Origin of the sequence: [Brevibacterium] flavum, from assembly GCF_019317305.1 — a bacterium.
Taxonomy (GTDB): Bacteria; Actinomycetota; Actinomycetes; order Mycobacteriales; family Mycobacteriaceae; genus Corynebacterium; species Corynebacterium glutamicum.
The window spans coordinates 1,682,659-1,697,680 of sequence record NZ_CP079240.1 but is presented as its reverse complement, the minus strand read 5'-3'; the positions used below and the strand labels follow the sequence as shown (position 1 = coordinate 1,697,680).

Annotated in this window: 10 protein-coding genes and 3 pseudogenes; 7 read left to right on the top strand and 6 right to left on the bottom strand. The window is 55.5% G+C overall.

All coding sequences use genetic code 11. The features are described from left to right. Positions 1-2: 2 nt before the first annotated feature. From metH to KW808_RS08200, 5 genes and pseudogenes are all read left to right on the top strand, one after another. A pseudogene (gene metH / locus KW808_RS08220) lies at positions 3-3,305 on the top strand (methionine synthase); the annotation flags it as partial. Further along, positions 3,301-3,624, top strand: a pseudogene (locus KW808_RS08215) (ATP-binding cassette domain-containing protein); the annotation flags it as partial. The pseudogenes metH and KW808_RS08215, both read left to right, overlap by 5 nt. Further along, a pseudogene (locus tag KW808_RS08210) lies at positions 3,625-5,417 on the top strand (ABC transporter ATP-binding protein). It abuts the pseudogene before it with no gap. Between the two features lie 46 nt (positions 5,418-5,463). Further along, positions 5,464-5,997: a YbhB/YbcL family Raf kinase inhibitor-like protein gene (locus KW808_RS08205; protein ID WP_003856119.1), complete on the top strand. Its 534-nt coding sequence runs from the start codon at positions 5,464-5,466 to the stop codon at positions 5,995-5,997. Between the two features lie 16 nt (positions 5,998-6,013). Next, the gene (locus tag KW808_RS08200) at positions 6,014-6,448 is read left to right on the top strand and encodes a hypothetical protein (RefSeq protein ID WP_003856120.1); all 435 of its coding nucleotides are present in this window, start codon (positions 6,014-6,016) and stop codon (positions 6,446-6,448) included. 193 nt (positions 6,449-6,641) lie between these two features. On the opposite strand, the gene KW808_RS08195 is transcribed toward KW808_RS08200, so the two are convergent. The 6 genes from KW808_RS08195 to KW808_RS08170 form a co-directional block, all read right to left on the bottom strand. Beyond that, entirely contained in the window at positions 6,642-7,058 is a 417-nt protein-coding gene (locus tag KW808_RS08195; protein WP_499651894.1) for an integrase core domain-containing protein, read from the bottom strand. Further along, positions 7,052-7,639, bottom strand: coding sequence for a DDE-type integrase/transposase/recombinase (locus KW808_RS08190; RefSeq protein ID WP_499651892.1), 588 nt, complete (start codon positions 7,637-7,639; stop codon positions 7,052-7,054). The genes KW808_RS08195 and KW808_RS08190 overlap by 7 nt, the downstream gene beginning before the upstream one ends. 183 nt (positions 7,640-7,822) lie before the next feature. Continuing rightward, positions 7,823-8,632 carry a hypothetical protein gene (locus KW808_RS08185; RefSeq protein WP_034983451.1) on the bottom strand — a complete coding sequence of 270 codons (810 nt, stop codon included), beginning with the start codon at positions 8,630-8,632 and terminating at the stop codon, positions 7,823-7,825. A gap of 851 nt (positions 8,633-9,483) precedes the next feature. Further along, on the bottom strand, positions 9,484-10,599 hold the full coding sequence (locus KW808_RS08180) for a quinone-dependent dihydroorotate dehydrogenase (protein ID WP_003860029.1): 1,116 nt from the start codon (positions 10,597-10,599) through the stop codon (positions 9,484-9,486). A gap of 11 nt (positions 10,600-10,610) precedes the next feature. After that, a complete protein-coding gene (locus KW808_RS08175) occupies positions 10,611-11,636 on the bottom strand; it encodes a hypothetical protein (RefSeq protein ID WP_193352737.1) in 1,026 nt (341 codons plus the stop codon). Positions 11,637-11,673: 37 nt separating this feature from the next. After that, positions 11,674-12,612, bottom strand: coding sequence for an aldo/keto reductase (locus tag KW808_RS08170; protein ID WP_003856126.1), 939 nt, complete (start codon positions 12,610-12,612; stop codon positions 11,674-11,676). A gap of 55 nt (positions 12,613-12,667) precedes the next feature. Here KW808_RS08170 and KW808_RS08165 point away from each other — a divergent pair, with 55 nt between their 5' ends. Beyond that, complete coding sequence (locus KW808_RS08165) at positions 12,668-13,549, top strand: undecaprenyl-diphosphate phosphatase (protein WP_003856127.1); 882 nt, start codon at positions 12,668-12,670, stop codon at positions 13,547-13,549. 208 nt (positions 13,550-13,757) lie between these two features. After that, positions 13,758-15,020: a cysteine--1-D-myo-inosityl 2-amino-2-deoxy-alpha-D-glucopyranoside ligase gene (gene mshC, locus KW808_RS08160; protein WP_003860022.1), complete on the top strand. Its 1,263-nt coding sequence runs from the start codon at positions 13,758-13,760 to the stop codon at positions 15,018-15,020. The last annotated feature ends 2 nt before the right edge of the window (positions 15,021-15,022 follow it).

Genomic DNA, 15,022 nt, shown 5'->3' with positions numbered 1-15,022 from the left:
CAATGTCTACTTCAGTTACTTCACCAGCCCACAACAACGCACATTCCTCCGAATTTTTGGATGCGTTGGCAAACCATGTGTTGATCGGCGACGGCGCCATGGGCACCCAACTCCAAGGCTTTGACCTGGACGTGGAAAAGGATTTCCTTGATCTGGAGGGTGTAATGAGATTCTCAACGACACCCGCCCTGATGTGTTGAGGCAGATTCACCGCGCCTACTTTGAGGCGGGAGCTGACTTGGTTGAGACCAATACTTTTGGTTGCAACCTGCCGAACTTGGCGGATTATGACATCGCTGATCGTTGCCGTGAGCTTGCCTACAAGGGCACTGCAGTGGCTAGGGAAGTGGCTGATGAGATGGGGCCGGGCCGAAACGGCATGCGGCGTTTCGTGGTTGGTTCCCTGGGACCTGGAACGAAGCTTCCATCGTTGGGCCATGCACCGTATGCAGATTTGCGTGGGCACTACAAGGAAGCAGCACTTGGCATCATCGACGGTGGTGGCGATGCCTTTTTGATTGAGACTGCTCAGGACTTGCTTCAGGTCAAGGCTGCGGTTCACGGCGTTCAAGATGCCATGGCTGAACTTGATACATTCTTGCCCATTATTTGCCACGTCACCGTAGAGACCACCGGCACCATGCTCATGGGTTCAGAGATCGGTGCCGCGTTGACAGCGCTGCAGCCCTTGGGTATCGACATGATTGGTCTGAACTGCGCCACCGGCCCAGATGAGATGAGCGAGCACCTGCGTTACCTGTCCAAGCACGCCGATATTCCTGTGTCTGTGATGCCTAACGCGGGTCTTCCCGTGCTGGGTAAAAACGGTGCGGAATACCCACTGGAGGCTGAGGATTTGGCGCAGGCGCTGGCTGGATTCGTCTCTGAGTATGGCCTGTCCATGGTGGGTGGTTGTTGTGGCACCACACCTGAGCACATCCGTGCGGTCCGCGACGCGGTGGTGGGTGTTCCAGAGCAGGAAACCTCCACGCTAACCAAGATCCCTGCAGGCCCTGTTGAGCAGGCTTCCCGCGAGGTGGAGGAAGAGGACTCTGTCGCATCGCTGTACACCTCGGTGCCATTGTCCCAGGAAACTGGTATTTCCATGATCGGTGAGCGCACCAATTCAAATGGCTCCAAGGCATTCCGTGAGGCAATGCTGTCTGGCGATTGGGAAAAGTGTGTGGATATTGCCAAGCAGCAAACCCGCGATGGTGCACACATGCTGGATCTTTGTGTGGATTACGTGGGACGAGATGGCACCGCCGATATGGCGACCCTCGCAGCGCTTCTTGCTACCAGCTCCACCTTGCCAATCATGATTGACTCCACCGAGCCTGAGGTTATTCGCACAGGCCTTGAGCACTTGGGTGGACGAAGCATCGTTAACTCTGTCAACTTTGAAGACGGCGATGGCCCTGATTCCCGCTACCAGCGCATCATGAAACTGGTGAAGCAACACGGTGCCGCAGTGGTTGCGCTGACCATTGATGAGGAAGGCCAGGCACGTACCGCTGAGCACAAGGTGCGCATTGCTAAACGACTGATTGACGATATCACCGGCAGCTACGGCCTGGATATCAAAGACATCGTTGTGGACTGCCTGACCTTCCCGATCTCTACTGGCCAGGAAGAAACCAGGCGAGATGGCATTGAAACCATCGAAGCCATCCGCGAGCTGAAGAAGCTCTACCCAGAAATCCACACCACCCTGGGTCTGTCCAATATTTCCTTCGGCCTGAACCCTGCTGCACGCCAGGTTCTTAACTCTGTGTTCCTCAATGAGTGCATTGAGGCTGGTCTGGACTCTGCGATTGCGCACAGCTCCAAGATTTTGCCGATGAACCGCATTGATGATCGCCAGCGCGAAGTGGCGTTGGATATGGTCTATGATCGCCGCACCGAGGATTACGATCCGCTGCAGGAATTCATGCAGCTGTTTGAGGGCGTTTCTGCTGCCGATGCCAAGGATGCTCGCGCTGAACAGCTGGCTGCCATGCCTTTGTTTGAGCGTTTGGCACAGCGCATCATCGACGGCGATAAGAATGGCCTTGAGGATGATCTGGAAGCAGGCATGAAGGAGAAGTCTCCTATTGCGATCATCAACGAGGACCTTCTCAACGGCATGAAGACCGTGGGTGAGCTGTTTGGTTCCGGACAGATGCAGCTGCCATTCGTGCTGCAATCGGCAGAAACCATGAAAACTGCGGTGGCCTATTTGGAACCGTTCATGGAAGAGAAAGCAGAAGCTACCGGATCTGCGCAGGCAGAGGGCAAGGGCAAAATCGTCGTGGCCACCGTCAAGGGTGACGTGCACGATATCGGCAAGAACTTGGTGGACATCATTTTGTCCAACAACGGTTACGAAGTGGTGAACTTGGGCATCAAGCAGCCACTGTCCGCCATGTTGGAAGCAGCGGAAGAACACAAAGCAGACGTCATCGGCATGTCGGGACTTCTTGTGAAGTCCACCGTGGTGATGAAGGAAAACCTTGAGGAGATGAACAACGCCGGCGCATCCAATTACCCAGTCATTTTGGGTGGCGCTGCGCTGACGCGTACCTACGTGGAAAACGATCTCAACGAGGTCTACACCGGTGAGGTGTACTACGCCCGTGATGCTTTCGAGGGCCTGCGCCTGATGGATGAGGTGATGGCAGAAAAGCGTGGTGAAGGAATTGATCCAAACTCACCAGAAGCTATTGAGCAGGCGAAGAAGAAGGCGGAACGTAAGGCTCGTAATGAGCGTTCCCGCAAGATTGCCGGAGCGTAAAGCTAATGCGGCTCCCGTGATTGTTCCGGAGCGCTCTGATGTCTCCACCGATACTCCAACCGCGGCACCACCGTTCTGGGGAACCCGCATTGTCAAGGGTCTGCCCTTGGCGGAGTTCTTGGGCAACCTTGATGAGCGCGCCTTGTTCATGGGGCAGTGGGGTCTGAAATCCACCCGCAACGAGGGTCCAAGCTATGAGGATTTGGTGGAAACTGAAGGCCGACCACGCCTGCGCTACTGGCTGGATCGCCTGAAGTCTGAGGGCATTTTGGACCACGTGGCCTTGGTGTATGGCTACTTCCCAGCGGTCGCGGAAGGCGATGACGTGGTGATCTTGGAATCCCCGGATCCACACGCAGCCGAACGCATGCGCTTTAGCTTCCCACGCCAGCAGCGCAGGTTCTTGTGCATCGCGGATTTCATTCGCCCACGCGAGCAAGCTGTCAAGGACGGCCAAGTGGACGTCATGCCATTCCAGCTGGTCACCATGGGTAATCCTATTGCTGATTTCGCCAACGAGTTGTTCGCAGCACATTTTGAGTCGGTTGGGTGCTGATCTGAACATGCCGGGGAAGTTTGAGCTTCCAGATACCTTGATCGGCGAGGCCGGATTGAACTTGTCCGGTGGCCAACGCCAGAGGATTGCTTTGGCACGATTCTTGGCTGCTGATCCTGAAGTGCTCATTTTGGATGAACCGACCACGGGGTTGGATGCGGTGACCCTGGATGAAGTGGCACATCGCGTCGAAAAGCTTCGTCGAGGCCGGAAAACCGTCGTCATTACGTCGAATCCGACGTGGCACGGCGTCGCAAAGCAGATGCAATCTGATTTTTCGGAAGGGGTGAAGTAGATGGCGCAGCATGCACGTGTTGCGGATGCGCTGCAGCCGGCGTCGTTAGCGGAGTCGTGGCGTGAGCTGAAAACGATGCCTTGCTACCAAGGCCTGGTGGTATGTGAGTTTCGTGGTTATTAGCGTGGTCACGGTCATGGCGATGGTCGGCACGTCGAATCTACTGGGCTATTCCGTTGATCTGATCAATGGGCAGTCGTTGCCGCTGATCGGTTCAGGATCGACCGCAATGATCTGGTTGCTTGGTTTGGTGGGCGCTGGAATTTTGGCAGAAACTGCCGGTCGCGCGCTGCTGCAATTGGTGATCAACACCTTGGCACGTCGCCTGTCGGTGGATCTGCGGAAAGCTGCGCTGTCTTCGGCGTTGCGTGCACCGGTTCCTGATGTCATGGAATTGGGCACGGGAAACGTGATTAGCCGCCTGACGCAAGACATCGATAACACTGTGCGCATCGTCGGCATGGTAGGTGTGCGTTTGGTGATCACGATTTTAATTCTGCCCAGCTCCTTGTTCGCGTTGATGACCATTCACTGGACCTTTGTGATCCTGTTCATCGCAGTGATTGTGGTGCTGATTCCCAGCGGTCGGAAAGCCGTGCGAGCTATTCCTTCGGCAACAAATATTGTGTCCAGTACGGAGGCGCGTCGAAACAATCTGCTCCTCGATACGATCCGTGGCATTGAAACACTGCGTGTGCTCAAGCTCGGCGCGTGGGGTGTGCAGCGGATGCGCCAAGCGTCGTGGACTGCGGTGCAAGCAACAGCTGATCGCGCGCCGATTTTCACTCGTCTGCTCGCCCTTGGTTCGATTGCTTATGGCCTGCTGCTAATTGGCGTGTTTGGGCTCAGTGCGTTTTGGGTTGCCCAGGATGCGATGAGCATTGGAGCGGCAACGGCAGCAGTTTTCGTGGTTGTGCGCATGGAAATTCACGTGTTCAACGTGCTGTTCTTCGCATCGGAAATTCAGAGTGCGTCTACTTCTCTTGGTCGCGCGGTGTCCCTTGCCCAGATGGCTCGTCGCACCGAACAGCTGTCTGAGCCTGCCGATTGCACAGAACCACCCTCCGTGACTGTGCAGGACGTGACGTTTAAATATCCCGGCATGTGGCCATTTTGGAGGATTTCAATCTGGTCTTGGAAGCTGGAACAACCACAGCGCTGGTCGGTACTTCTGGTGCGGGAAAATCCACGCTCGCGGGCGTCATTGCGGGGCTGCAGCGCCCTGATTCCGGCGCCGTTTTGGTCGGGGACATCAACACCGCCACCGTCTCCGACACGTGGACTACCCGCCAGGTTGCGCTGATCAGCCAGGAAGTCCACCTTTTCGCAGGCACTCTGGCTGAGGATCTTCGCATGGCCAATGCGCACGCCACCGACGCGCAGCTCCACGCAGCGCTCGAGTCGGTCGGGCTCGGGCAAATGACAACTGCTTTTCGACGTTTCTTTCCATCCGGATTAGACACCAAAATTGGCGCCGGCGCCGAAGAACTCACCCCTGAAATCCAACAGCAAATCTCTCTTGCCCGCATCGTGCTCCGCAATCCACCTGTGTTGATCATGGATGAAGCCACCAGTGAAGCCGGCAGCGATGACGCCCGCATGTTGGAGCCGCCACAGAAATCGCACGAAACCGCACCACCTTGGTTGTTGCGCACCGCCTTGACCAAGCAGTTGTCGCCGATCGCATCATCGTGATGGAACAAGGCGCAATCACCGAAGACGGCACTCACCAGGAATTACTTGCTCTTGATGGCCGCTACGCGCAGCTGTATCAACGATGGAGTGCTCAATAGTTCGAATCCGCCACAAACTCTAGAGATTTGGGGTAGAAACGAAGACATGAGCACCTACCAAGACGATCGTTTCCCAGGCCCAGACCCTTACGCACCGCTTGGTGAAAAGCCAAGCTTTACCCTCACCTCCACCGACTTGGAAAACGGTGCAAAGCTGGCCGAAGCCCAACTCGGTGGCACCGATATTTCCCCACAGCTGTCCTGGTCAGATCTTCCAGAAGGCACCAAATCCCTCGCGATCACCTGCCTCGACCCAGATGCCCCAACCGGCGCTGGTTTCTGGCACTGGGCAGTATTTAACATCCCCACAACTGTCACGGAGATTCCCACCGGTGCTGGCGATGAAACCCTCGGCGGCATCGAAGGCGTAGTTTCCCTCAAGGGTGATTCCGGCAAGCGTGGCTTCTACGGAGCGCAACCTCCAGCTGGCCACGCACCGCACCGTTACCTCTTCGCAGTTCATGCACTTGATGTGGAAAAACTCGACATCGCCCCCGACGCTACCCCCACTGTTCTAGGCTTCAACCTGTATTTCCACACTCTTGGCAGGTCAATTGTGTGGGGATGGTACGAGAACTAGTAGGGTATGTCACATTATGAGTTCAGCATCGGGAAGATCATTAAAAAAGCTCACCAGCCTCGAAGGCCGTGCCAGCTGGCGTAAAGTACCGGCAGCAATCCGCATCGGTGGAGCTTTCGTAGCCTTAGGTCTGGTTTTGTTGGTGTTTGCAGCAATTGAGCTGTTTACCGCCGGCATGCTGAGCCCGTTTGTGATCACTCCAGGATTCCTTCTGATCCTCGTTGCCTCGATCATTCTCGGCGCATTCGCTACCACCAGCAAGTACGAGCCAAGCTCAAAGACACAGATCATTTCTTTGAGCATCGCTGTAGCCCTGGTGATCGTAAGTCGTTTGCTTCCAACTATTCAGGTTTATGTCGTGGAGCAGTTCTGGCTCACCGCGTGGGGAGTGGCTGCCTTGCTGTGCGGTTTGGTTATCCGCCGTGCGCAGCTTCCTAAGTCAACAAAATAGGAAACAGGTACCTCAAAGGCCCCGCAGGTTTGATACTTGCGGGGCCTTTGGCGTTTCTAGGTGATCTGGTTGGGTCAGCTGTGCAAAAGAGACCAAAGCACTCGAAGATCCGAGGGCCCTTGGCTTAAAAATGCACTTTTCCGCTCGCTGCCAGGGGTTTGTGAACCAGGGGGCGATAAGAACACGTGCTAACTCAAGCACTTAACAGCGACGCTACACCACCAACCCTCTCCTGTACAGACCCATCATCACGCGCACCATTAAGACGCACCACACCAGCAACTTCCTGAACCACCGGCTGTCCCACATACCGCTGCGGGAACTGCCGGTAATGGGCATCCAACGCCTGCACACGCAACCGATGCACCGCCCTCCAACTACCATCAAACACCGACTGTGGAGTATGCCCAGCCACACCAGAATGCGGATGAACCGTGTTGTAATACACCACAAACTCCTCCACCCACACCCGGGCCTGATCCATCGATGCAAACACCTTCGGATAAAACGGCCGATACTTCAACGTATGAAACACCGACTCCACAAACGCATTATCATCACTCACCCGCGGCCGAATCAACGACAACGCCACACCATGATCCGCTAACAACCATGCACCCTCGTCGATGTCATCGCCGACCCATTATCCGAATGCACCGTCACCACACCCGGATTATCCGCTAACACCTGCGTTAACAACTCCACCGCGGTGGAGGTATTTTCCGTCGGCGCGACCTTCGCCCCAACAATCTTGCGGGAAAACAAATCAATCGCCAGATGCAACGCATAGGTCTTACCACGTACCAGCGACGGCAAGAACGTCACATCCCAACACACCACCTGACCAGGCTGTGTTGCTTCCAACCTCGGCTTAACCCGTGGCGTTGGTGATCGTTTCACCGGGGACAGGGCACTGACTCGGTCTTTGTGTAACAACTTGTGCTGCTTGGCAACACGCCACCATGTACGTAGTGATGCGCGGTAGATGCCTTTGTTAAACAACATGTTAAACACCCCACTAACGCTCAGTTGTGGGTACGCGGTGATCGCATCAACAATGAACTGGCGTTCGTGTTCTGCCAACGCTTGACGCACCGACGACACTGCTGGCTCCTTCCCCTGCCAAGGCTCTGGTGTGGGTTCCACACCAGGTGCTGCTAGTTCCACACCAGGTGCTGTTGGTGCTGGCACGGCCTGCAGGACAGGTTTCGGTGCAGGACAGGGACGGCTTGTTGCGGTAATACGCCGTTGATTTCGACAGCTTGATCAGCCGTAATGCCTTGTTATGGCTCAGCCTGGCACAGGTGGTGAGATCTGTGATCAAGGTGTTTTCTTCCTTGAGTCCTTGATCAAAGGCGCGTTGCTCATCCACGTTTAGGTGGCGTCCTCCTCGTCTAAGCCCTCGCCAGGATTGGGCCTGGTCCCAATAGCTTTTCCCAAGATATCGATCACCATTTGATTCTGATGGTCTTTTTGCTTGTAGTGCGCGAGTTCTTTCTTCAGCGCTGCGATTTCTTTGAGGTACTCGTTTTCCATGATCGTGGCTCTTTCTAGTTGTTGGGCAATCATGTGGCGTAGTCGAACGATTTCGACCACGGTTCGGGTGGTCATCAACCCGATCTTGCGGGGTGAGATATCAGCGTCTAAGTCCCCGTCGGTCATAGCGGCGCACCAGGCCATGATGGTGTGCTTACGGAGTTGGTAAAACGTGAGGAATTGCTGGCCCTGACCGTGTGGTTGAGCTAAGTATCCTATGACCAGGTCACGTTTGTCATCAGCCGTTAGTGTGGTGACATCGTCGACTGGGGTGGTGCGTTCGATCCCGAAGCGGTGGGCATCATCAAAAGCATGGGGAAGCCGGCTGAAGGTGCTTATTGCTGCTAGCCAGGTTCGAACGGTGCAGTGGCCGATGTTGTTGGCTGTGAGGAAGGGCTGGCGGTAGCCGTGCGGCAGGGTGGTGTAGATCCGCATGAACTCGAGTCGTGTTTGTGGCTCGTAGTAGCGTCGCCCGTTGGCGGAGATTCGATCTGGTGGGAAGATCGGCCACTCGATGCTGTGTGGGTCCGGCGCCGGTGGTAGCTGGGGTGCTGTGGGGGCAGGGGCCGGGGGCTGTGGGATCTGGGGTAAGGCTTCGGGACTGATCAGATCCAGGTAGTCCTGAAGGACTGAGAAGGGGATGGACATGATGAACTCCTTGCTAAGGATGGTGGTTCACCACTGACCTGACACTGAGAGTTTCCAGAGAGCGAAACTGTCATTCCAGACCAAAAAATGGACCCGCCGGGGGACGCTTGGTCTCGATTGACATTCCGCTACCAAGCACTGAAAAATCGCCGCCAGGATCAAAAGAAAGTGGCCTTCCAGAATCGTCTCTGAGGGCCTCAAACCCACAACGCCATACAAACACCTAACCCAGAATCTCGACCCGTTAGAAAGCCTTTGATCGACTAGTAGCGTTGAGGTGGTTTCGTCGATGAATACTGTTGTTACTGCGTGAGCTGGTGATGAGCCAGAATCAGGTGACTGGAATGCCTGTCGTTCACGCTTAGGGGATGATTCACAATGAAGAAGCCAACTCTATATTTAAATCTCGAATATGGAAACCGAAACTTGCTGTGGGCGGACAAGGTGCCATTTCCGAGGAAAGGGGTACGGTTTGTGACGTATCCTGATGAATTAGGTTTATCGAACGAGTTGAGTGAAAAATCCAGCTGTGGACTCGCTACTGGTTAGCAAATTTTGTTGATGCCGAAGATGCTCCCAAAGGGCGTCCGCAGTGGAAAGCTGGATCTGATGTTGAGTCGTGGGTAGCGCAAGGTGACATTATTGAAAGCGCGCTCCGTGCAGAATTGCCTGATTTTGCGGTGTTCTCGAAATGGAGATTTTATGGACTCAATGTTCGTTTTGTGCAATAAAGTACGTCTTTGAAGTTGTAAGTCCAAAGCGGCATGTGAGGCACCAGAACAGACAAAAGACAGACACACATGCCAAGATCCGCTGTTTCAGCAAGATCCTGGCACGTGTGTTTGGTCTGTTTAGTTCTTCCACTCCAATTCGCTGCCCACAGCGTCAGCGATGTTGCGCAGACCGTGGGCTTTCAGCTGCTTGGCAATGCCGAGGTGGATATCTCTGATCCAATCGGGGCCACCGTAGATGAATGGGGTGTATCCCTGCAGAAGGGTTGCGCCGGAGGTGATGCGTTCCCAGGCTTGCTCAGGGGTGCTGATTCCACCGACAGAGATCAACACCATCTCTTGTCCGACACGTGCGTAGAGGCGCTTGAGTACCTCCAAAGATCGGGCTGCTACTGGAGCTCCGGAGATTCCGCCAGCTCCCATGGCTTCGACTTCACCGGCAGGAGTGTTGAGGCCTTCGCGGGAAATGGTGGTATTGGTGGCTACGATTCCGGCGAGTTTGAGCTCAACTGCCAGGTCAGCTACGGCGTCGATGTCTTCGTCGGAGAGGTCTGGTGCGATTTTCACCAAGACTGGGACGGTGGTGGATTCCTGCACTGCGGCGAGGATTGGTCGCAAAGATTCCACAGCCTGCAGATCGCGGAGACCCGGAGTGTTGGGGGAGGAAACGTTGACAACCAGGTAATCAGCAAGATCACCTAACAAAGATGCAGAACGGCGGTAGTCATCTACTGCGTGTTCAGCGGGAACCACTTTGGTTTTACCGATGTTGATGCCGATGACATCGGTGGATTTCCGGTTGCGCAGGTTTGTTGCGACTTCTGCTGCGCCGAGGTTGTTGAATCCCATGCGGTTCAAGATTGCTTTGTCGGCAGGCAGACGGAAAAGGCGCGGGGTGGGGTTTCCTGGCTGTGGGGAGGCGGTGACGGTGCCAAGTTCGGCGTATCCGAATCCAACGGCACCCCAGGCATCAGCCATTGATGCGTTTTTGTCGAAACCTGCGGCGAGGCCTAGTGGTCGTGGGAAGGTGACGGCGAAGACTTCCTGGGAGAGGGAATCATCGTGCACTGCGATGATTTTTTCCATGGTGCGGTTTAGCGGTGCGACGCCGTCGACAACTCCGAGTGCTTTGTTCATCAGTCCGTGGATGCGTTCGGGGCGCAAGGTGAACATCACTTTGAGGCTGGCATCGTAGACGGTTTGACGCAGCTTGCGGGTGGGGGATTGCTTGCTCATGGGTGTCCTTTTTAAGATGCTGGGTTGTCGATGATTTGGATGCCGTCGCCGGTTGCGGATGCTACGACGAGGGTGGAATCGCTTAATACCACGAGGTTTTGCGCGTCTGCGATGGTGTTTAAGCGCTGTTCTTCCTCAGGCACGCCTTCAGAGATTTTGTATCCGACCAGGGTGTTTTCGGTCAGTGAGGTGATCCAGGCGAGCGCGTTGGAAGAATCCCAGGCAACGGCCCATGGGTTCTCGTCGGTGGGGGCGGTCATTTGAAGTCGGATGACATCATCAGCGTTGTAGATGGCAATTTGGCCACCCATTTCATCAGAGACCACCAGCAGGCCGTCTTCGCCACCAGCCATTTGACCAACGCCGAGTCCCACGCGAAGGGTCGCGCCTTCACGGTCGTTGGGGTAGTCCACATCTTGAATCGTGGTGTTTTCGTTCCAGGTGCGCACAACGGCGTCGTGGCGATCAATGACAGGAACGGCGATGAGCTGGGTATTGGGACCCGCGACGGTGAAGGTTTCTGGCTCTTCGCCCTCGCGGTAGATGGTGAGTTCTTCATCTTCACCATTGCCCACCAGAAGCTGATCATCGCTGGTCAAGGCTGCCACCGTGACTGGCTTGTCAGTTGCACGCAACTCATCCAGATCCGGGTCCTTGGCATCAATCAAATAAACGCCATCGGCGCAGGGGAGCACGAAAGTGCCGCCGGTTGCGGTCAGATCTCCGCATTGCTTATCGACGTCCAGTTCCACCTGGCTACCCGCTTCGAAGTCGGAGACTGTACCAATAGCGAGTGCGTCTTCGGTGCGCACACCGAGGATGTCACCATCAGCGACTTCCATGTCAGTGATGTTGCCGAACTCAATTACTTGGCCATCCGGGTTGCTTGCCGCGGGGGAGACAGCGGGAGTTGCCTTGCCCATATCCGGGGAGTCCGTTACCCCTTGCGTACATGCACTTAAAAGAAGTGCAGTTGAGGCCAGCAAAGCTGTGGCGGGAAGCAAACGGGACACACGGGATCGACGGCGCATATTCACAAGGTTTCAGATTACCAGTGAATGTAATTGGACCAAGTCACAGGGAGACATCATCAAGGGCTTGTGTGATTGGTGTTGGCAAAGTCACCGATTCCGCCTTGAGAAGATGTGACAGCTGTTCATGTGTGCGAGCGCCCACGATGACAGCTGTCACTCCGGGACGATCCCGCACCCAGGTGGTGGCTGTGACAGCGGGGCTAATGCCTAATCCTTTGGCTGCAGTATCAAGAGCATCGACAATGATGCGGCCTCGATTATCTAGGTAGCTTTGGACTTCTGCGTCGCGTCCTGTGGATGCAGCTCTGGAATCATGGGGGATTTCGGAGCGATATTTAGCAGTCAATACGCCTTGCCCTAGAGGAGCGCCAGCAAAGAATCCGACACCTAGGTGTTGGGTGGCAGGAAGGAGTTCTTGTTCTGCGCGGCGTTCCAGCAGGCTGTATTCATTTTGTGCAACGACCACGGGGCGGGCGGAGGCAGCTGCATGATTGGATGCAGCGTGGGTGACCGCTAACTGCCAACCGGAATATCCTCGGACACCGGCATATCGGACTCGGCCGGTGCGCACGGCGTAATCCAAAGTATCGGCCACCTCATGCGGTGGGGTGCCCTCATCCCAATAGCCCACAGACCACAAATCCAAATAGTCAGTGTTTAATGCCCGCAGGGTGACATCTAATTGGGCAATCAAATTGCGGCGGGAGCAATCCACACGACGGCCAAGTGGCAGAGCTGGGTTGACACCTGCGCTGGAGGAAATGACGACAGACGAACGAGAGACTTCCGCATCCAACATCGTGCCGAGCATTTCTTCGGCGACGCCGGTGGTGTAGTTGGGGGAGACGTCGATAAGCGTGCCACCAGAATTGATGAACGCCTTAAAAATATCGCCTGCCTCAGCCAGCTCGGTGCCCGAGCCCCATGTTGAGGTGCCCAAACCGAGCCTGGATACCCGCAAACCACTTGAACCGACCATTCGCTGTTTCACGCCCACCACACTACTGAGGATGCAAAGTAGTACGGTAGATCGGGTGAATGAAGAGATAACCCTCCTAGCCGCAGCAGCAGATCCTGCCGCAACTGAAAATATTGGCTGGGTACAAACCATTGTGCTCTCCATCGTTCAAGGCCTCACCGAGTTCCTTCCGATCAGCTCCAGCGGACACCTCCGAATCATCTCTGAGCTGTTCTGGGGTGCCGATGCCGGCGCGTCCTTTACCGCCGTGGTTCAGCTTGGTACCGAAGCCGCAGTGCTGGTGTTTTTTGCCAAGGAGATCTGGCAAATCATCACAGGTTGGTTCGCTGGCGTATTCAATAAGGAACGCCGCGGATTTGAATACCGCATGGGCTGGATGATCATTGTTGCCACCATTCCCGTCGTGATCTTGGGTGTGTTGGGCAAGGACCTGATCCGTGAGGCGCTGCGAAATATGTGGATCACTGCATCCGTGCTGATCCTGTTCTCCCTGGTGTTCATTTTGGCCGAGAAGATGGGCAAGAAGGAACGCGACTACGACAAGCTGACCATGAAAGATGCCATCATCATGGGTCTTGCACAGTGTCTTGCGCTGATCCCTGGCGTGTCTCGCTCCGGCGGCACCATCTCTGCTGGTTTGTTCCTTGGTCTCAAGCGTGAAGTAGCCACCAAGTTCTCCTTCCTGCTGGCAATCCCTGCAGTGCTTGGCTCCGGTTTGTACTCCCTGCCTGACGCTTTTGCGCCAAGCTCCGGACAAGCTGCCTCCGGCCTACAGCTCACCGTGGGTACCCTGGTTGCCTTCGTAGTTGGCTACATTTCCATTGCGTGGCTGATGAAGTTCGTGGCAAACCACTCCTTCAGCTGGTTTGCTGCATACCGTATTCCTGCAGGTCTGCTCGTGATGCTGCTGCTCGCACTGGGCATGCTCAACCCATAAAATTTCTGTACATCTTAAAAATCCGCCGCATTCGTGTTGGCGGATTTTTTGGTTTGTGGAATAGGTGCACTGGCGGCTTGGTTGAAATTTTAGGTGACATTTCGGTATCGAACATAATTTCATAAGTTTCTAGGACGTGTCTCCGCGCTGAACGCATGCAAATAGCTTGTCGCGGAAATAATTACGGAAAGAAGATAGAGTAAAACCCATGCAATCTTGGCCTACACCTGAAGTACCTGCTCTCGCTGGCACGCCTGTGCCTTTGGAATTGTTCGACACTGCAGATCAGGAAGTACGCCTGGTTGAAACCCCACCTGCCGGATCCGACACACCGGTTGGCATGTACGTCTGTGGCATCACTCCCTACGACTCCACACACTTGGGGCACGCGGCGACATACCTCGCTTTCGATCTGATCTACCGCATCCTGCTGGACAATGATCACGATGTCCACTACGTCCAAAACATCACCGATGTCGATGACCCTCTGTTTGAACGCGCAGCCCGCGACGGCGTCGACTGGCGCGACCTCGGCACCAGCCAAATCAATCTCTTCCGCAGCGATATGGAAGCCCTGAGCATCATTCCGCCGAAGGACTACATCGGTGCGATTGAGTCCATCGACGAGGTCATTGAGATGGTCAAGACGCTTCTCGACGAAGGCGCCGCATACATCGTCGAGGACGCCGAATATCCAGATGTCTACGCATCAATCAACGCCACAGACAAATTCGGCTACGAGTCCAATTACGACGCAGCGACCATGGCAGAGTTCTTCGCAGAACGCGGCGGTGACCCAGAGCGTCCCGGCAAGAAAAACCCTATGGACGCCCTCCTGTGGCGCGCAGCCCGCGAAGGTGAACCATGCTGGGAATCCCCATTCGGCGCAGGTCGTCCTGGCTGGCACATCGAGTGTTCAGCAATCGCTACCAACCGACTAGGCCACAGCTTTGATATCCAAGGTGGCGGCTCTGACCTGATCTTCCCTCACCATGAGTTCTCCGCAGCGCACGCCGAAGCAGCTCACGGTGTCGAGCGCATGGCTAAGCACTACGTCCACGCTGGCATGATATCCCAAGACGGCGTGAAAATGTCCAAGTCTTTGGGCAACCTGGAATTTGTTTCCCGACTCACCGCTGCAGGCCATGAGCCCGGCGCGATCCGCCTTGGTGTTTTTGCAAACCACTACCGTGGCAACCGCGATTGGAACGCAGAAAGCCTCGCTACTGCAGAACAGCGCCTGGCAACCTGGCGTGAGGCAGCACGAGCTGCAACCAATAGGGAAGACGCCATTGCAGTTGTGGAGCAGCTCCGTGCGCACCTATCTGCTGACCTTGATACCCCGGGCGCGCTCGCAGCGGTAGATAATTGGGCAGCGGGTATCGACACCACGGCAGGTTCAAAAGAGTTCACCGAGGTCGGAAACATCGTGGTCGCAGCCATTGATGCCCTCCTGGGCGTGCAGCTCTAGGA